Annotated in this window: 17 protein-coding genes; 12 read left to right on the top strand and 5 right to left on the bottom strand. The window is 71.1% G+C overall.

Going from position 1 to position 16,723, the window contains the following annotated elements:
- Positions 1-93 precede the first annotated feature (93 nt).
- From ACFWU6_RS15085 to ACFWU6_RS15070, 4 genes are read left to right on the top strand one after another with little or no spacing between them, the layout of a single operon-like run.
- Positions 94-342, top strand: a complete 249-nt coding sequence (locus tag ACFWU6_RS15085; protein ID WP_383981264.1) for a hypothetical protein — start codon at positions 94-96, stop codon at positions 340-342.
- On the top strand, positions 339-986 hold the full coding sequence (locus tag ACFWU6_RS15080) for a pilus assembly protein TadG-related protein (protein ID WP_383981262.1): 648 nt from the start codon (positions 339-341) through the stop codon (positions 984-986). The genes ACFWU6_RS15085 and ACFWU6_RS15080 overlap by 4 nt, the downstream gene beginning before the upstream one ends.
- A 30-nt stretch (positions 987-1,016) precedes the next feature.
- Positions 1,017-1,604 carry a hypothetical protein gene (locus tag ACFWU6_RS15075; protein WP_383981260.1) on the top strand — a complete coding sequence of 196 codons (588 nt, stop codon included), beginning with the start codon at positions 1,017-1,019 and terminating at the stop codon, positions 1,602-1,604.
- Positions 1,605-1,608: 4 nt separating this feature from the next.
- Complete coding sequence (locus ACFWU6_RS15070; RefSeq protein WP_383981258.1) at positions 1,609-2,244, top strand: OmpA family protein; 636 nt, start codon at positions 1,609-1,611, stop codon at positions 2,242-2,244.
- A gap of 280 nt (positions 2,245-2,524) precedes the next feature.
- On the opposite strand, the gene ACFWU6_RS15065 is transcribed toward ACFWU6_RS15070, so the two are convergent.
- Positions 2,525-3,112: a TetR/AcrR family transcriptional regulator gene (locus ACFWU6_RS15065; protein WP_383981256.1), complete on the bottom strand. Its 588-nt coding sequence runs from the start codon at positions 3,110-3,112 to the stop codon at positions 2,525-2,527.
- A gap of 124 nt (positions 3,113-3,236) precedes the next feature.
- Here ACFWU6_RS15065 and ACFWU6_RS15060 point away from each other — a divergent pair, with 124 nt between their 5' ends.
- The 3 genes from ACFWU6_RS15060 (at position 3,237) to ACFWU6_RS15050 (ending at position 6,430) form a co-directional block, all read left to right on the top strand.
- On the top strand, positions 3,237-4,832 hold the full coding sequence (locus tag ACFWU6_RS15060) for an MDR family MFS transporter (protein ID WP_383805976.1): 1,596 nt from the start codon (positions 3,237-3,239) through the stop codon (positions 4,830-4,832).
- A gap of 490 nt (positions 4,833-5,322) precedes the next feature.
- A complete protein-coding gene (locus ACFWU6_RS15055; protein ID WP_383981254.1) occupies positions 5,323-5,646 on the top strand; it encodes a nuclear transport factor 2 family protein in 324 nt (107 codons plus the stop codon).
- A 157-nt stretch (positions 5,647-5,803) separates the two neighbouring features.
- Positions 5,804-6,430 carry a hypothetical protein gene (locus ACFWU6_RS15050; RefSeq protein WP_383981252.1) on the top strand — a complete coding sequence of 209 codons (627 nt, stop codon included), beginning with the start codon at positions 5,804-5,806 and terminating at the stop codon, positions 6,428-6,430.
- 140 nt (positions 6,431-6,570) lie between these two features.
- On the opposite strand, the gene ACFWU6_RS15045 is transcribed toward ACFWU6_RS15050, so the two are convergent.
- The 3 genes from ACFWU6_RS15045 to ACFWU6_RS15035 all read right to left on the bottom strand — a co-directional run bounded on the left by ACFWU6_RS15045 (position 6,571) and on the right by ACFWU6_RS15035 (position 9,208).
- The gene (locus ACFWU6_RS15045) at positions 6,571-7,851 is read right to left on the bottom strand and encodes an extracellular solute-binding protein (protein WP_383981250.1); all 1,281 of its coding nucleotides are present in this window, start codon (positions 7,849-7,851) and stop codon (positions 6,571-6,573) included.
- 311 nt (positions 7,852-8,162) lie between these two features.
- Complete coding sequence (locus ACFWU6_RS15040) at positions 8,163-8,780, bottom strand: SMI1/KNR4 family protein (protein ID WP_383805983.1); 618 nt, start codon at positions 8,778-8,780, stop codon at positions 8,163-8,165.
- A gap of 59 nt (positions 8,781-8,839) precedes the next feature.
- Positions 8,840-9,208 (bottom strand): DUF192 domain-containing protein, encoded by a 369-nt coding sequence (locus tag ACFWU6_RS15035; protein ID WP_383805984.1) that lies wholly within the window; start codon positions 9,206-9,208, stop codon positions 8,840-8,842.
- Between the two features lie 186 nt (positions 9,209-9,394).
- On the opposite strand from ACFWU6_RS15035, the gene ACFWU6_RS15030 reads away from it, so the two are divergent.
- Positions 9,395-10,312 carry a prepilin peptidase gene (locus tag ACFWU6_RS15030; protein WP_383981248.1) on the top strand — a complete coding sequence of 306 codons (918 nt, stop codon included), beginning with the start codon at positions 9,395-9,397 and terminating at the stop codon, positions 10,310-10,312.
- 142 nt (positions 10,313-10,454) lie between these two features.
- Here the strand turns inward: ACFWU6_RS15030 and mgrA are convergent, their stop codons facing one another.
- On the bottom strand, positions 10,455-11,492 hold the full coding sequence (gene mgrA / locus ACFWU6_RS15025) for an L-glyceraldehyde 3-phosphate reductase (RefSeq protein ID WP_383812312.1): 1,038 nt from the start codon (positions 11,490-11,492) through the stop codon (positions 10,455-10,457).
- 125 nt (positions 11,493-11,617) lie between these two features.
- Between mgrA and ACFWU6_RS15020 the strand changes: the two genes are divergently transcribed.
- From ACFWU6_RS15020 to ACFWU6_RS15005, 4 genes are all read left to right on the top strand, one after another.
- Positions 11,618-12,379: an isoprenyl transferase gene (locus tag ACFWU6_RS15020; RefSeq protein ID WP_383812310.1), complete on the top strand. Its 762-nt coding sequence runs from the start codon at positions 11,618-11,620 to the stop codon at positions 12,377-12,379.
- A gap of 331 nt (positions 12,380-12,710) precedes the next feature.
- Positions 12,711-14,027, top strand: a complete 1,317-nt coding sequence (locus ACFWU6_RS15015; RefSeq protein ID WP_383812308.1) for a PhoH family protein — start codon at positions 12,711-12,713, stop codon at positions 14,025-14,027.
- Positions 14,028-14,424: 397 nt separating this feature from the next.
- Entirely contained in the window at positions 14,425-15,183 is a 759-nt protein-coding gene (locus ACFWU6_RS15010) for a transglycosylase SLT domain-containing protein (RefSeq protein WP_383812316.1), read from the top strand.
- Between the two features lie 115 nt (positions 15,184-15,298).
- Positions 15,299-16,633, top strand: coding sequence for an AI-2E family transporter (locus ACFWU6_RS15005; protein WP_383981246.1), 1,335 nt, complete (start codon positions 15,299-15,301; stop codon positions 16,631-16,633).
- Positions 16,634-16,723: the final 90 nt, after the last annotated feature.

Raw genomic sequence — 16,723 nt, 5'->3', positions numbered from 1 at the left:
TCCGTAATTGGGCCCCGGGACCCTTGGTAACGACAGGTGACTCGCCGTACCGTCCGCAAACCAACAGCGGTACCGGCCCGGGAGGGAACCCCCATGTCACACACCTCGCTGCTGAAGGCGTCCGTCGAGGCGAAGATCCGGCTGAACGCATGGTCGGACACGACGGTCGCCCGAATCCGCAAGCGCTACGCGAACCTCGACCGCGGCCAGACGGCGTTCGAGTACCTCGGCATCATCCTCGTGATCGTCGTGATCATCGGGGCGATGGTCGGTACCGGCATCGGCACGGCGATCGTGAACCGCATTACGACGGCGATCGCGAACCTCACCGCCGGGGCGTGACCCCGCGGCAATGGAACGACCGGGGCCAGGTCTTTCCGCTCTACGCGGTGGTGGTGATCGGAACGGTCTTCGCCATCCTGGCGTTCTTCGTGTTCGGCCAGGCCGCCGTCGTCCGCAGTGACGCCCAGGGGGCGGCCGACGCCGCAGCACTGGCAGCAGCCCGGGAGGCCCGAGACAACCTCGTGCCGGGCCTGGACTTCGCCACGCTCAAGCCCGAGGACTGGCGGAACATCCTGGACGGAAAGTCCTTCGACCCGGCGGGAGCGTGTGCGGCGGCCGAGGACTTCGCGCGTCTGAACAAGGCGACGGGCACCTGTGCGCGCTCGCTCCTGCGGTTCAAGGTCGAAGTCACCACGGAGCGCACGGTGGGCGAGTCGGTCGTGCCGGGGACCGAGGGCATGCACGCTGCGGCCACGGCGGTGGGGGAGGTCGTGCCGCGATGTGAGCTGGGCTCTGCGCCTGATCCCTCCGGCACGCCGACCTCGACCCCCGCTCCCGCGCCGACAGCGTCCTCTTCCCCGCCACCCGTCGGTCCGGTGGTCATCAAGTGCAGGGGAGGGAAGACCATCAGATTCGACCCGTTGAAGCCCGAACCCTGGAGCACGCTGGCGCGAAGCCTTTTTGACGTGCGACTGGCCAGCTGACAGAGAACGAGAGACAAGGAAGCAGCTTAGATGAGCATTCGGAACACGGTGAAGGTGCGCGGGGGAGCGGCCGTTGCGATTGCGGCGGCATTGGTCCTCACCTTGGCCGGATGCGGGGACGACGGGAAGGCGAAGACGCCTCCGAGCACTCCGACGGCCGACAAGAACACGGACGCCGCGGCGCAGCCGCAGCCCTCGGCCGGCAAGCAGTCCTCGGCGCCTCCCCAGGTACTGGCGACTGTGAACGGTGAGGCCGGAGTCGTCTTGGCCGTCCACTCCGTGGTGCGCGACACCGGCGGTTTCGTCACGGTGAGCGGCCAGATCCAGAACACCGCCGACAAGCCCTTCGCCAACACGGCAGCTTGGCGAGGCAACGAACTCAAGACGAGCGGTGTCTCCGTCGCGGGCGTCAACCTGGTCGACAAGGCCGGGAAGAAGAGGTACTACGTCCTCCGGGACACGGAGGGGCGGTGTCTTTGCAGCACGGGCGTGGCCATCATCGAAGCCGGCCAGGCCGTTCCCTTCTTCGCCCAGTTCCCGGCGCCTCCCGCGAGCACCAGCGAGGTCGAGTTCAACTTCCCGACCTTCGCATCGACGACTCTGAAGATCTCCGGGTGACCCCATGACCACACGCCATCGCGCCATCGCAGCGACCGCCCTGGCGGGTTTGGTCGTCGCCGGATCCCACCTCATCGGCGCATCGGCCGCCCACGCCGACGACGTCAAGCCCTCCGTCCCCCCCGGCACCGAGCCGTCCGCCTCCGCACCCGTCGCCATCGACTCCAACGCCCCCGGCCTGAAGATCCCGCAGGGCGGGACCCTCGCCCCCGTCAAGGTCCTCGACATCGCCGAAGTGGTCGAAGACCTCGGCGGTGAGCAGCGGCGTCAGGAGACGAACCAGACCGTCATGATGGCCCTGCAGTCCGAGGTGCTGTTTCCCGAGAACAGCGCCGTCTTCAACGCGCAGGCCGCCGCCCGGATTCAGGCCGTCGCCAACGAGATCAACCAGCAGAAGGCGACCCGCGTCCGCGTCTTCGGGTTCACCGACGACCAGGGCAGCTACGAGCACGGCAAGGAGCTGTCCAAGCAGCGGGCCGACGCCGTGCAGGCGGAGTTGGCCAAGACCGTGAACGCCCCCGGCGTCGTCTTCGACGTCCGGGGGTACAGCGAGGACTACCCGATCGCCGACAACAGCACCGAGGAAGGCCGCAAGAAGAACCGCCGCGTGGAGATCACCTTCCCGCGGAGCGAGAAGTAGCCCCCCGGAGTGCGGCAGCCGCCACCTCCGCGGTGGGCCGGACCGGGCCGGGGCCCGGGATCGGGGCCGCGGCCGCGGCCCCCTCGGTCGGGATCGCGAGCCGGTCCAGCGGGGGCGCGGCCACCGCAACGGGCAAAGGAGTCCGCCCCCGGCGGCCCGATGCTGCGCCGCGAGGCGCCGCGCCGGCGGCCTTCCCGTCCGCGCCGGGGACCCCCGTCCGCGCCGGGGACCCCCGTCCGCGCCGGGGACCCCGCCCGGGCGGGGGCGGACCGGCCCCCCGCTACGCGTCGTGGTGCGCCTGCGTGATGAGGTCCGTGGCGACCTCCAGGGCCGCCTGCCGCGTCTCCTCCGGGTCGCCCTCCACGTGCTGGAGGAACATCATCCCGGCGTGCAGCGTGAACAGTGCGCTCACGCACCGCACTTGGTCCGCCAGCGCCCCGTCCTCCGTGCGCAGCAGCTCCACCAGCCGGAACAGCCGCTGCTTCACCGTGTCGCCGATGCTGAGCTCGCGCGTCGTCGCCTGGTTCTCCTGCATGAAGCGGTACAGCGGCGCCCCCGCCGCCATGGCCTCGCTGTAGCGGCGCAGCACCTCCCGTTTGGTCTCCAGCGTGCGCGGCTGCTCCTCCGCCCAGCGGATCAGCTCGTCGATGGGCCGGGTGAGGTCCTCGAAGAGGCTGATGATGATGTCCTCCTTGGTCTTGAAGTGGTAGTACAGCGCCGCCTTCGTGACCTCGAGCCGCTCCGCGATCTCGCGCAGGGACGTCTTCTCGTACCCCTGCTCGGCGAAGAGCTCCAGCGCGATGTCCTGGATGCGCTGGCGCGTGTTCCCACGGCGCGGCTGCGGACCGCTGCTGGAGCTGGTGGCCATGTCTCTCCTCGAAAGATTACTTACTTGACGCCCGGCTAGTGGCCGGTCTACCTTCGCCAGTGTAGTGAACTAGCCGGGCGACAAGTAAGTTCCCGGTGCGGCAAGAAGTGCCAGGGGAGTGGACATGAGCAGCGAGACGGTCACCACGGCGGACACCTCGAAGGAGGTGAAGCCGCGCAGCGTCCGGGTCGTCCTCATGGCGCTCATGATCGCGATGTTGCTGGCCATGCTCGACAACATGATCATCGGCACTGCGATGCCCACGATCGTGGGCGAGCTCGGCGGCCTGGAGCACCTCTCCTGGGTGGTCACCGCCTACACGCTCGCCACCGCGGCCTCCACGCCCATCTGGGGCAAGATCGGCGACATGTACGGCCGGAAGGGCTCCTTCCTCGCCTCGATCGTCATCTTCCTCATCGGTTCCGTGCTCAGCGGCATGGCGCAGGACATGGGCCAGCTGATCGGCTTCCGCGCGGTCCAGGGCCTCGGCGCCGGTGGTCTGATGGTCGGCGTCATGGCGATCATCGGCGATCTGATCCCGCCCCGTGAGCGCGGCAAGTACCAGGGCATGATGGCCGGCGTGATGGCCCTCGCCATGATCGGCGGACCACTGGTCGGCGGCACCATCACCGACCACATGGGCTGGCGCTGGTCCTTCTACATCAACATCCCCCTCGGCGCCGTCGCCCTCGCGATGGTCACCGCCGTCCTGCACCTGCCCAAGAAGACGGAACGGGCCCGCCCCAAGATCGACTACCTGGGCGCGGCGCTGCTCACCATCGCCATCACCTCGACCGTGCTCGTCACGACCTGGGGCGGCACCGAGTACCCCTGGGGCTCCGCCGAGGTCATCGGCCTGATCGCGGTCGGCGTGGTGTCCACCGCCGCGTTCCTCTACGTGGAGACCAAGGCCGCCGAGCCGGTCATGCCGCTGCACATCTTCCGCAGCCGCAACTTCACCCTCATGTCCGTGATCGGCTTCCTGGTCGGTTTCGCGATGTTCGGCGGCGTGCTCTACCTCCCGCTGTTCCAGCAGTCGGTGCAGGGTGCCTCCGCCACCAACTCGGGCCTGCTGCTCCTGCCCATGCTGCTCTCGATGATGGCGGTCTCGCTGATAGCGGGCCGCGTCACCACCAGCAGCGGCAAGTACAAGATCTTCCCGATCATCGGCGGCGCGCTCATGGTCGTCGGGCTCTTCCTGCTCGCGACGATGGACACCGGCACCACGCGCCTGATGTCCGGCGTCTACATGGCGGTCCTCGGCGCCGGCCTCGGTTTCCTGATGCAGATCACCATGCTCGTCGCACAGAACAGCGTCGAGATGAAGGACATGGGCGTCGCCTCCTCCTCGGCGACCCTCTTCCGCACCCTCGGCGGCTCCTTCGGCGTGGCCCTGATGGGCTCCCTGTTCACCACCCGGGTGACGGACACCATGCGGGACCGCCTGGGCCCGGAGGCGGCCACCGCCGCCGGCTCCGCCCAGCTGGACGCCGCCAGCCTGGCCAAGCTGCCCGAGGCCGTGCGCGACGCCTACCAGCACGCGGTGGCCGCCGGTACGCACTCGGCCTTCCTGCTCGGCGCGGCCATCGCCGTACTGGGCTTCGCGGCCGCCTGGTTCGTCAAGGAGGTCCCGCTGCGCGGGGCCGGCCCCGCGGCCCCGGCCGACGGCGCGGACGAGGAGCGGGGCGCCCCGGCCCCGCAGGCAGCCCCGGTCCACTGACCTGACGGCGCCCGCGACGGCGCGTCGCGACGGCGACGGCACGTACACGACACGTACACGGCGCGGCCCCGGCCCCGGCGGACCAGACCGGTCCGCCGGGGCCTCGACGCAGGGGCCGCCGAGGGGGAGGAAGTCCCCGCCGTCGTGGAACAGGACCGTCGGGCCGGCAACCGCGCCCACACCGCGAGGCGCTCGACCTGGCGCTCACCCGGCTCGGGGACCACGGCCGGCCGGCCTCCCCGCCCGGACCGCCTCGGACGCCGCCGGGGCCTGCCCGGCCTCCTGACACGCCGTCCGGCGGCGAACGGGTGACGGTCGGCGCCCCGGCCCGCCCGCCGGTGTTCCCTGGGTCGCGCAACCCCCGTACGACGCCCTGGCCGGAGCCCGTACGGGGCCTCCGTACGAAGGCCGCATCGGAGGCCGCAACCGAAGGGCGGGTACGGAGGACCCGTACGCGCCCCCGTGCCGCCGCCCCCCCCAGGAGGTCACCGTGATCGAACCGAGCCAGCTCTCCGACCCCGCCGTCCGCGCCTTCGTCACCGCCGTCAACGCGGGCGACCAGCAGGCCTTCCGGGCCGCCGTCGCCCCCGGCGCCACCATGTCCGACGACGGCTCGGACCGCGACCTCGCGCAGTGGAGCGAGAAGGAGGTCTTCTCCTCCGCGGGGCACATGGCGGTCGTCTCCGAGTCCGACGGCGGGCGCGCCCTGGTCGTCGACTACCGCAACGACACCTGGGGCGAGATGCGCACCGCCTGGCGCTTCGACGTCGACGCCGACGGCCGCGTCAGCCGCTTCGAGACCGGCCAGGCCTGACCCCCCGCCGGCGCCGCGGGCACCGCGGCCCCCGCGCGAACGGACGGTTCCGGGGGCGCCCGTACGCCCTCGGACCGCCCTCCGCCCGGGGCTCCCGTACGGGTGAAAGCGCGCCCGGTGTCGTTCCGGCCCGCCGCGGGCGCCCGTTGGACCGGGCATGAAGCGCACCCGTATCGCCGCTCTCGCCCTCGCCGCGGCCGCCGCGGCCGTCGCCCCCGCCCTCGGGCAGGCCGCCACCGCCGCGGAGGGGACGGTGTTCCTCCAGGACCCGGCGGGCGGCGAGAAGGCCATGAAGTCGATGTGGACCAAGGACGAGATGCACAAGGTGGAGGGGCAGTTCCGCTTCCACCCGGGGGTCCGGTACGAGACGGTCACGAAGCCCGGCCCCTCGGGCGCTCCCGAGTGGGAGCGCAAGGTCGCCGACCCCGAGACCCTGGCGTGGCAGCCCTCGTACGAGTTCGCCTGGTCGGTGTCGGACTCGACGGTGGTCAAGAAGGCGCTGACGACCAAGGAGGGCGGGCACCCCGTCGTGGTGCACGCCGTACTGCGCGACGCGAAGGGGGCCCGGGCCGCAGAAGTGCGCCGGGAGCTGGCCGACAGCGCGGCGACGGGCCGGCAGAAGGTCGCGGGCGGGAAGCGGATCGCGTGCGACACCGGGGAGTACACGGTGGAGTGGTCGCTCACGCGCTCGGGCTACGGGACGCTCACCGGGACCCTGCGCTGGGACTCCGACTGCGAGCAGTACCGCACGGCGTTCGCCGCGGAGCACGGGAAGCAGGGCTGAGGCCGGCCGCCCCGTGCACCTCGTGGGTGCGCGGAGGGCGACTGGGCCGACGACGGGCCTCGGATCGAGTGCCGTAAGCGGCCGTCCTGCCGCACGGGGGTGGGGGGCGACACGGGGAAGTCCCCTGACGGCGGGGGCCCTCAGCGCTTCTTGGCGGCCTCGCCCGCCGTGGCGGCGATGTCTTCGAGCACGGCCTTCGGATCGCCGGACGGCTCCACCGCGCGCCCGATGTTGCGCTTGATGGTGTCGCTGACCGTCACCCAGGACGGGTCGTTCACCGGGTAGAGCTGGGCGCCGCGCAGGGCGGTCAGGAACTGCTGGTCGTTCTTGCCGGGGCCGTCGCCGGCCGGGGTCCGCGAGGCGGAGACGGTGGACGGCAGCAGGTGGTAGCGGTCGGCGAAGTCCGACAGGTTCGCGTCCTGGTAGACGAAGTCCAGGAACGCCCCGATCTCCGCGCGCCTGCCGTTCTGCTTGAAGGCCATCATCCAGTCGGCGACGCCGACGGCCGGAGGCGTCTCCCCGGAACCGAGGGTGTCCGAGACCGGCATGGGGACGGTGCCGACGCCGATGCCCTTGGCCGCGGCCTCGTGGGCCAGCGAGGGGTAGCCGTTGAGCATGCCGACCTCGCCGCGCAGGAAGGCGCTGAAGGCGTCGGCGCGGTTGAGCCGGCCGGGCGGGGTCGGGCCGACGAGCCCTGGCGTGACCAGGTTGTCCTTGACCCAGCGCCAGGTGTCGATGTTCTGGTCGGAGGCCAGGCTGTAGTTGCCGCTGCTGTCGGCGTAGCCGCCGCCGTTGCTCAGCTCCCAGATCATCGCCTCCGCGTGCGCCTCCTCGGGGCCCAGGGGCATCGCGTACGGGTACTTCACGCCCTTGTCCTTGAGGGCCTTGGCGGCGGACTTGAGGTCGGACCAGGTCTTGGGGGCGGTGGCGCCGGCCTTCGTGAAGAGCGCCTCGTTGTAGAACAGCAGGCGGCTGCTCGCCACGAAGGGGAGGCCGTAGAGGGTGTTCCCGACGGAGCCCGCCTCGGCGAGCGGCTGGAGGAAGTTCGCCTCGGCGGTGACCGAGAGGAGCTCGTCCGCGGAATAGAGCTTGCCCTGGGCCGCGTAGTCCGAGTAGGCGCCCATGAGAGCCAGGTCAGGCGCCTTGCCGGCGCTGACCATACGGGAGACCTCGCGGTCGATGTCGGTCCACGGCAGGAGTTGCACCTCGACGGTGATACCGGGATGGGCCTTGGTGAAATCAGCGGTGACCTTGTCCCAGTAGGCCTTGGAACTGGTGGCCGGAGTGGCGCCGTATTCGGCCGCGACCAGGCGAAGCGTACCGCTGTCACCTGCGTCGTCGGGGGCTCCGCATCCGGCCAGTGGTGTCAGCAGACCGAGCGCGACCGTGGTGGCGGCCGCGCCGAATATTCTTCGTCGCACGGGTGTATTCCCCTGATTTTCTTTTGGATCGCGTTATTACTTATGAGTTACTCCGGACCGGCGTGTCCCTCCATGGCCCGTTGGCCGGAATTCTCTCCCGAAGGCGGGCGGTTGATTCCCTTGGGGCCGTACTTGTGGTCAATGCTCCAAGTGGGGCTTTTCGGCCTGGTGTTTTCCGATATGTGATCCACAGGCCGAACGCGCGTAGACATGCCGAAAAAGCCGAAAGAGCCGAAAGGCCCGCTTCCGGTGACGGAGCGGGCCCTGGCGGTCCTGCGGGGGCGGGGCGGGGCGGGCCTGAGGCCGGCCGGTCAGTCGGCGAACTCGCCCGCGTACGGGTCGGGCTCGCCCGTTTCCGGGTTGCGGCCCTCCTGCCAGCGGCGCTGCGCCTTGCGCCAGTGCACGAAGCTGAGGTGGCCGCCGTCCCAGAAGGTGATGCTGACGGGGCTCACGTCGAACTCGTCGTTGCAGAGCCGGTAGAGGAACTCGGCCATCCCGTACGGGTACACGGCGAAGGGGTCGGCCGTGTGCCGCCCGCACACCAGGACCGGCCAGCGGTCCGGGTCGGGGTCCGAGGTCAGCCAGCACAGGATGTCGGACCCGCCGGTGACGCCCCAGGCGACGATCGCCTCCGGGTCCGCGTCGAAGGCGGCCCGGCCGCCCTGCGCCTTCCAGGCCTGCCGGACGTTGGCGGTCTCCTCGGCCATCTGGGCCGGGTCCCACTGGAGCCCGGGCTTCGGCAGCGGCAGCAGGATGCTGGCCTCGCCGTTGATGGAGCCGGCGCCGTAACGGCCCATGAAGGCGATGAAGTCGGCCGGGAACCCGGTTCCCCAGGTCACCTCGACCGCCGACCAGTCGATGTCCTCGTCGGCGCCGTGCGTCGCCGGCATGATCTGCTCCAGCGCCTTGATCCGCGCGTTCTCCGTCATGCCGCTCCCCTGCCACCCCAGCTCAACCGCCCCAACCTACCGCCGGTGAGGTGCCTCGCCTAGCCGGGTGTGAGACGCCCGGGTACGTCCACGTTCACGGTGGTACCGACGTGCAGCCCCCAGCCGGCCATGGCCCCGGCCGACGCCTCCAGGACGTGGCGGGAGCGGAGGCGGGGGAGTCCGAGGCGGCCCGGGGCCATCGTGGTGACCGCGAGCACCCGCAGGTGCCGGTCGAGGTGGGCCACGTCGATCGGGAACCGCATCCGGAAGGTGTGCACGCTCGCCGCCGGGGTGAGCAGCAGCGCCCCCTCGATGCCGTCCCGCCCGAGCAGTCCGCGGGTGCGGGCCCGGTAGGAGGCGGCGATCTCCAGGGGTATCGCCGCTGTCCCGACCCAGAGCGTGGCCGGACCGTCGTGCCAAGTCGCCATGGCGGCACCTTAAGTGGTCGTGGTCCCGTCCGGGTGTGCCGGTCCCGTCCCGGGGGGTGCGGGTCCGCTGCCGGGGCCCGCCCCGGACCCCCGCGCCTCGAACACCGGCGGGGCTGGAGGCGCGCCGACGGGGCTGAGGGGCGTGCGCTCTGGCGGGTCGGGGCGGGCGGGCCTACCGTTCGGCGGATGGGCGTGGTCGTGATCGTGCTTGCCGCCGCGTACGGCCTGGTCGCGGGGCTGCTGCTGCCGCGCGCCGCGTACCGGCTGTCCGTGGAGCCGGGCCGGCCCTGGCGGGACCGCTGCCCGCGGGGGCATCCGCTGGCCGGCTGGCTCGGCCCGGCGCGCTGCCGCGCCACGGTCGCCACGCACGGCCCGCATAGCCCGGGCGGCCCGGGCGGCGCGGGCGGAGGGGCTGGCCCGCACGGCCCGGGCGGAGGCGGCGACGCGGGCGGCCGGGGTGGGCACGGCGGAGAGGCGGGCGCGGCTCCCGGCTGGCTTCCCGCCGCGCCCGCGCGGCCGTGCGCCGGGCACGCCTACGGACGGCGGGCGGCTCCCGTGGCGCTGCTGACCGGGGCCGTCTGCACCGCGCTCGGGTCCGCGGTCGGAGCGCGCCCGGAGGTGGTGGCGTACGCGGGGCTCGCCCCGGTGCTCGTGCTGCTCGGCCTCGTGGACCGTGCCGTGCACCGGCTGCCCGACGTGGTGACCCTGCCGCTCGCCGCGGCGGCCGCGGCCCTGCTCGGCGCGGCGGCCCTGGTGCCCGGCGGACCCGGCGGACCGGACGGGACCGGCCCGTCCGGCTCCTGGCGTCTCGCACTGCTCGGCGGCTGCGCGCTCGGAGCCGCGTACCTCGTGCTGTTCCTGGTGAACCCCGCCGGGATGGGCTTCGGCGACGTCAAGCTGGCGCTCTCCCTGGGGGTCGCTCTTGGGTGGTACGGGTGGGGGGTATGGGCCACCGGGGCATTCCTCGGCTTCCTCTACGGGGCCCTGTACGGCCTCGTCCTTGTCCTGCGGGGCTCCGCGACCCGCAGCCAGGGCTTCGCCTTCGGCCCCTTCATGATGGCCGGGGCTCTCACCGGAGTGCTGCTGGGTGGTTTCGGAGCGTAGTCGTGGCGCGGCAATGCACGCATCACGCTTTACGAAGGGTTATGGTGGAACCCCCCCCTCGGGCCGGTCCGTATCCCCCCCACGGACCGGCCCGTTTTTTGTTCTCCGGGCCCTTCGCCCCCTTCTGGGGGAAAGGCGCAGGTCAGCCCCGCTGGGCCCAGATGTTGGTGCCGGGGGTGGAGACCGCGAGGGAATCGATCTCCGTCAACTCGGCCTCGGAGAGCGGCACGCCGTCCAGCGCGGCCACGTTCTCCTCCAGCTGCCTGACGCTCGACGCACCGATCAGGGCCGAGGTCATCCGCTCGTCGCGGAGCACCCACGTCAGCGCCAGCTGGGCCAGCGACTGGCCGCGCCGCGCCGCGATCTCGTTCAGCCCCGCCAGGCGGCGCAGCACCTCGTCCGACAGCAGGTCCGGGTCGAGGGACTTGCCCTGGGAGGCCCGCGAGCCCTCCGGGATGCCCTTGAGGTACTTGCCGGTGAGCAGCCCCTGCGCGAGCGGCGCGAAGGAGATGCAGCCCATGCCTGCCTCCTCCAGGGTGTCCAGCAGCCCGTCCTCCTCGGTCCAGCGGTTGATCATGGAGTACGAGGGCTGGTGGATCAGCGGCCGCACCCCCATCCCGCGCAGGATCCGGGCGGCCTCGGCCGTCTGCTCCGCGGTGTAGGAGGAGACGCCCACGTAGAGGGCCTTGCCCTGCCGGACCGCGGACGCCAGGGCGCCCATGGTCTCCTCCAGCGGGGTCTCCGGGTCGAAGCGGTGCGAGTAGAAGACGTCGACGTAGTCCACGCCCATCCGCCGGAGCGAGGCGTCGAGCGAGCCCAGCAGGTACTTGCGGCTGCCCCACTCGCCGTACGGGCCGGGGTGCATGAAGTAGCCGGCCTTGGTGGAAAGGACCAGCTCCTCGCGGTGGGAGGCGAAGTCCTGCGCGAAGATCTTGCCGAAGTTGAGCTCGGCCGAGCCGGGGGGCGGGCCGTAGTTGTTCGCCAGGTCGAAGTGGGTGACGCCCAGGTCGAAGGCCCGGCGCAGGATCGCCCGCTGGGTCTCCAGGGCCTTGTCGTCGCCGAAGTTGTGCCAGAGGCCGAGGGAGATCGCGGGGAGCTTGAGCCCGCTGTGGCCGGTGCGTCGGTACTGCATGGAGTCGTAGCGCGAGGGCTCTGCCCGATAGGGATTGGTATCAGTCACGTTGTCCTCCCTATCACGGAGTTGTGACAGACCGAGTTGGGTACCCCATCCCCCCGCGCAGTAATGTGGCGCACTCGGGGGACCGCAATTCGCACGGGGGCATTGCACGGAGGGGCTGGAAGATCGTGAAGCTGCGCGACCTGGTGTACAGGCTCTACGCACGCCGGGTGGAAGGCCGCCTCGACCATGACGCGGCGCCCAAGCACATCGGCGTCATCCTGGACGGGAACAGGCGCTGGGCGAAGGCGTCCGGAGGAACGACGGAGCAGGGCCACCAGGCCGGAGCCGACAAGATCTCCGAGATGCTGGGCTGGTGCACCGAGACGGACGTCGAGGTCGTCACCCTGTGGATGCTCTCCACGGACAACCTGGACCGGCCCGAGGTCGAGCTCCGACCGCTGCTCAACATCATCGAGAACACCGTGCGGGGCCTCGCCGCGGACGGCCGGTGGCGCGTCCACCACGTCGGGAACCTGGACATCCTGCCCGCCCGGACCCAGACGGTGCTCAAGGAGGCCGAGGAGGCCACCCGCGACGTCGACGGGATACTCGTCAACGTCGCCGTCGGCTACGGCGGCCGCCAGGAGATCGCCGACGCGGTCCGCTCGCTGCTCCTGGAGCACGCGCGGAAGGGCACCTCCTTCGAGGAGCTGGCCGAGATCCTGGACATCGACCACATCGCCGAGCACCTCTACACGCGCGGCCAGCCCGACCCGGACCTCGTGATCCGCACCAGCGGCGAGCAGCGGCTGTCCGGATTCATGCTCTGGCAGAGCGCCCATTCGGAGTACTACTTCTGCGAGGTCTTCTGGCCCGCCTTCCGCAAGGTCGACTTCCTCCGGGCCCTGCGCGACTACGCGGCCCGTCACCGGCGGTACGGGACCTGATCCCCGCGGGGGCGCGCGCCGCTCCCGGCCGTATCCCCACCCCGCCGCCCCCTCCCCCGGAACCCTTCACCAGGGATTCACCGAGCGTCCGTCATATGCCATGGCATGGCCTGGCCTGATCGGGGAATATCCCTTTCAGGTCGATGCCCGATCCACGGGTGTCGAGTCTCAGCGGACGGCATGGGGTCGTCCGCCCGGGAGGCCCTTTGCACCAGGACGCGCGTGCGGTTCGCACGGTCGGAGTGGAGGGCCGGAAATCGGCCCTGGCATGGGTGCCGATGACCGGTCCGGTCTTCATGGCCCGACCTCTTCCGAGGGGGTACGTCCTTCCGTGGTGACCAGCACGAAGCGCCGCCTGCCAGACAGGCGGACCTATGTCCTCGACACCAGCGTCCTGCTGGCAGACCCCAACGCGATCATCCGCTTCGACGAGCACGAGGTCGTGCTCCCGATCGTGGTGATCACCGAGCTGGAGGCGAAGCGGCACCATCCCGAACTCGGCTACTTCGCGCGCCAGGCCCTGCGCCTGCTCGACGACTTCCGGGTCCGGTACGGACGCCTCGACGCCCCCATCCCGCTGGGCGATCTGGGCGGCACCCTGCGTGTCGAGCTCAACCACTCCGATCCGGGTGTCCTGCCCGCCGGCTTCCGGTTGGGGGACAACGACTCGCGAATCCTCGCCGTCGCCCGCAACCTCCAGGCCGAGGGGTACGACGTCACGGTCGTCTCGAAGGACCTCCCGCTGCGCATCAAGGCCTCCTCCGTGGGGCTGATCGCAGAGGAGTACCGCGCGGAGCTCGCGATCACCGCTTCGGGCTGGACGGGGATGAGCGAGCTCGCCCTGTCCGGGGAGCAGGTGGACCTCCTCTTCTCGGAGGAGCGGCTCTACGTCCCGGAGGCCGCCGAACTGCCGGTGCACACCGGGCTGGTCCTCCAGTCCGAGCGCGGCAAGGCGCTGGGCCGGGTCACGGCGGACGGGAACGTGAAGCTCGTACGGGGCGACCGCGAGGCCTTCGGGCTGCACGGCCGCAGCGCCGAGCAGCGGATCGCGCTCGACCTCCTGCTCGATCCGGAGATCGGGATCCTCTCGATGGGCGGCCGCGCCGGCACGGGCAAGTCGGCGCTGGCACTGTGCGCGGGCCTGGAGGCCGTGCTGGAGCGGAGGCAGCATCAGAAGGTGATGGTCTTCCGGCCGCTGTACGCGGTGGGCGGCCAGGAGCTCGGCTACCTGCCGGGCGACGCCTCCGAGAAGATGAGCCCCTGGGCGCAGGCGGTCTTCGACACCCTCTCGGCGGTGGCCGGGCGCGAGGTCATCGAGGAGGTGCTGAACCGCGGGATGCTGGAGGTCCTGCCGCTCACGCACATCCGCGGGCGCTCGCTGCACGACGCCTTCGTGATCGTGGACGAGGCGCAGTCGCTGGAGCGCAACGTCCTGCTGACCGTCCTGTCCCGGATCGGGGCCAATTCGCGGGTCGTCCTGACCCACGACGTGGCCCAGCGGGACAACCTCCGGGTCGGCCGGTACGACGGAGTGGTCGCCGTGGTCGAGAAGCTGAAGGGCCATCCGCTCTTCGCCCACATCACGCTGACCCGCTCCGAGCGCTCGCCGATCGCGGCGCTGGTCACCGAGATGCTCGAGAACCTCTGACCTCCCGCGCCCCGGTGGAAGGGGCAAAAACCGCATAGCGGGAAGGCGAGTTGACGCCGCCCGGCAAAGGCCGTGAAGCCTAGCCGGGCGGCGTCGCGCTGCACAGCCCTTTGCCGGAAACAGCGCCGTCCCGCCGGGTGTGACCTTTCCCACGCAACGGAGAATTGCCCTGCGGCGTCGCTGTCCGGCAGAGTCTGTTCTCCGTCAGGCCCCGCATACGGCACACCTGTATCTCCCGTGAGGTACGCGCAGCACCACAACTCCACAGTCGTCGCCGTATGCCGCCCGGATCATCACGAGGCAGTTCCCGTGAGGGAGTTGCCCACGGGCCCGCGTCTCCAGTGACCGTAGAAGCACGGAGGCCAGTGTCGAGGGCACTCGTGCGCCCGCCCGGTCACTGCGGACGCTGCTGGAAGGACACCATGTGAGCCGGATCTCGGTCCGGGGGTTCGCAGTGGCTTCGGCCACCGCGGTCACCACCGTCGGCGCAGTCGTGGGAGTCGCCACCGGCGACCCCTCCTCGAACGATCTCGAGACGACCGCGTCCGGCGCGACTCTCCTCACAGAAATCCCGGTCGGCGACCAGGCCCAGGTCCAGAGCGCGTCCCTGACGCAGCAGGCCGACGCCATCGTCCACGCCGTCGACGCCGACTCCAAGCGCTCGGCCGAGGAATCGGCCCGCATCGAGGCCGCCGAGACCGCCAAGGCCAAGAAGGCGGAAGCGGAGAAGGCCGAGAAGGCGAAGGCCGAGAAGGCGAAGGCGGACGCCGAGGCCAAGGAGAAGCGGGAACGCGAGGAGAAGGAGCAGGTCGCCAGCCGGTCCGCGGCCCGCGACGCCGGCGACTTCGCGCCCCAGAGCTCCTACACGGTCGCGCAGGTCAAGGCCATCGCCCAGCAGATGGTCCCGGCGGGCCAGTTCCAGTGCTTTTCGAACATCATCAACCAGGAATCCACCTGGAACTACAAGGCCGTCAACTCCTCCTCGGGAGCCTACGGCCTGGTCCAGGCGCTTCCGGGCTCGAAGATGGCCTCGGCCGGAGCCGACTGGCGCACCAACCCCGCCACGCAGATCAAGTGGGGCCTCAACTACATGAACGAGCGGTACGACAGCCCGTGTGGAGCCTGGAGCTTCCACCAGGCCAACGGCTGGTACTAGCAGCGCCGAGCCGTACCCGCCCGACTCCGGGGAGCCCCGCACCGTCCTACGGTGCGGGGCTCCCCGCGTGTACGGTCGGTCGAGGTCAGACCAGTGGGCGGGGGAAGGGAACGACATGTCGAAGTGGGCAGGCTGGCTGGGCCGGCTCGGGAACAGGCTGAACCGGATGGAGGCGCGGCTCGACGAGCGGCGCGCCGAGGTCGAGGCCGAGACGCGCGGCGACCTGCCCGGGTCCGCGGCGTCCGCCCCGGACCGGTCGGCCGTCGCGGGGACCGCCGTCCCGCCGCCGGCGGCGAAGACGCCCGCGTCCCGCCCCGACCCCGTGGCGGTGGTCCCGTGGGGCGTGCGCGTGGCCGCCGAGGTGAGCTGGCGGCTGCTGCTCCTCGCCGGGATGCTGTGGGTGCTGATGAGGGTGATCAGCGAAGTCCGCCTGGTCGTCCTGGCGTTCGCGGCCGCCCTCCTCGTCACGGCGCTGCTCCAGCCCTTCGTGGTCCGGCTGCGCCGCCTCGGCCTGCCCCGGGGCCTGGCCACCGCCGTCACGGCGATCCTCGGCTTCGTCGTCATCGGGCTCGTCGGCTGGTTCGTGGTCTGGCAGGTGATGGACAACCTGGACGACCTCTCCGACCGGGTCCGCGACGGCATCAACGAGCTGAAGCTCTGGGCACTGGACAGTCCGTTCCACGTGACCGAGAAGCAGATCAACGACATCGCGAAGAACCTGAGCGAGACGATCGGCACCAACACCGAGGAGATCACCTCCGCCGGCCTGCAGGGCGTGACGGTGCTCGTCGAGGTCCTGACCGGCATCCTGCTCGCGATGTTCTCGACGCTCTTCCTGCTCTACGACGGCAAGCGCATCTGGACCTGGGTGCTCGGCCTGGTCCCCGCCCCGGCCCGGCCGGGTGTGGCCGGCGCCGGCCCGCGCGCCTGGCGGACGCTGACCGCGTACGTGCGCGGCACGGTCCTGGTCGCGCTCATCGACGCCACCTTCATCGGCCTCGGCCTCTACTTCCTCGATGTGACGATGGCCGTGCCGCTCGCGGTCTTCATCTTCCTGTTCGCCTTCATCCCCCTCGTCGGGGCCGTCATCTCGGGCGCCCTCGCGGTGGTCGTGGCCCTGGTGACCCAGGGGCCTTTCATCGCGCTGATGGTGCTCGCCGTGGTCCTGGCGGTGCAGCAGATCGAGGGGCACGTGCTCCAGCCGTTCATCCTCGGCCGGGCGGTACGGGTGCACCCGCTGGCGGTGGTCCTCTCCGTGGCGGCGGGCGGCATGATCGCGGGGATCGGCGGCGCGGTGGTCGCCGTACCGCTGGTCGCCGTCACCAACACCGCGGTGGGCTACCTGAGGGCGTACTCGCGCGAGCAGCAGCTCCACGGCGCGGTGCCGGTCGGCCCCGGGCCGCACGGAGCCACGTCGGCGGAGCCGGCGCCGGACGGCCCCGCGGTCTAGGTGTATTGATCACGAGCGTTGTTGACACTCGGCAGGTCTTGAACATGACGAAGACCTCCGGTGTGGTGGGAGCTGTCTAGGAACTCACCA

The organism is Streptomyces sp. NPDC058674, from assembly GCF_042716505.1.
GTDB lineage: Bacteria > Actinomycetota > Actinomycetes > Streptomycetales > Streptomycetaceae > Streptomyces.
The sequence above is the reverse complement of the archived record's forward strand: the minus strand, read 5'-3'. Positions and strand labels throughout refer to the sequence as shown.

Excerpts from the sequence above, each read along its gene's own strand:
- ACFWU6_RS15060 (WP_383805976.1), top strand. The coding sequence starts at position 3,237 with ATGAGCAGCGAGACGGTCACCACGGCGGACACCTCGAAGGAGGTGAAG.
- ACFWU6_RS15065 (WP_383981256.1), bottom strand. The coding sequence starts at position 3,112 with ATGGCCACCAGCTCCAGCAGCGGTCCGCAGCCGCGCCGTGGGAACACG.
- ACFWU6_RS15070 (WP_383981258.1), top strand. The coding sequence starts at position 1,609 with ATGACCACACGCCATCGCGCCATCGCAGCGACCGCCCTGGCGGGTTTG.
- ACFWU6_RS15050 (WP_383981252.1), top strand. The coding sequence starts at position 5,804 with ATGAAGCGCACCCGTATCGCCGCTCTCGCCCTCGCCGCGGCCGCCGCG.
- ACFWU6_RS15040 (WP_383805983.1), bottom strand. The coding sequence starts at position 8,780 with ATGACGGAGAACGCGCGGATCAAGGCGCTGGAGCAGATCATGCCGGCG.
- ACFWU6_RS15085 (WP_383981264.1), top strand. The coding sequence starts at position 94 with ATGTCACACACCTCGCTGCTGAAGGCGTCCGTCGAGGCGAAGATCCGG.
- ACFWU6_RS15035 (WP_383805984.1), bottom strand. The coding sequence starts at position 9,208 with ATGGCGACTTGGCACGACGGTCCGGCCACGCTCTGGGTCGGGACAGCG.
- ACFWU6_RS15075 (WP_383981260.1), top strand. The coding sequence starts at position 1,017 with ATGAGCATTCGGAACACGGTGAAGGTGCGCGGGGGAGCGGCCGTTGCG.
- ACFWU6_RS15030 (WP_383981248.1), top strand. The coding sequence starts at position 9,395 with ATGGGCGTGGTCGTGATCGTGCTTGCCGCCGCGTACGGCCTGGTCGCG.
- ACFWU6_RS15005 (WP_383981246.1), top strand. The coding sequence starts at position 15,299 with ATGTCGAAGTGGGCAGGCTGGCTGGGCCGGCTCGGGAACAGGCTGAAC.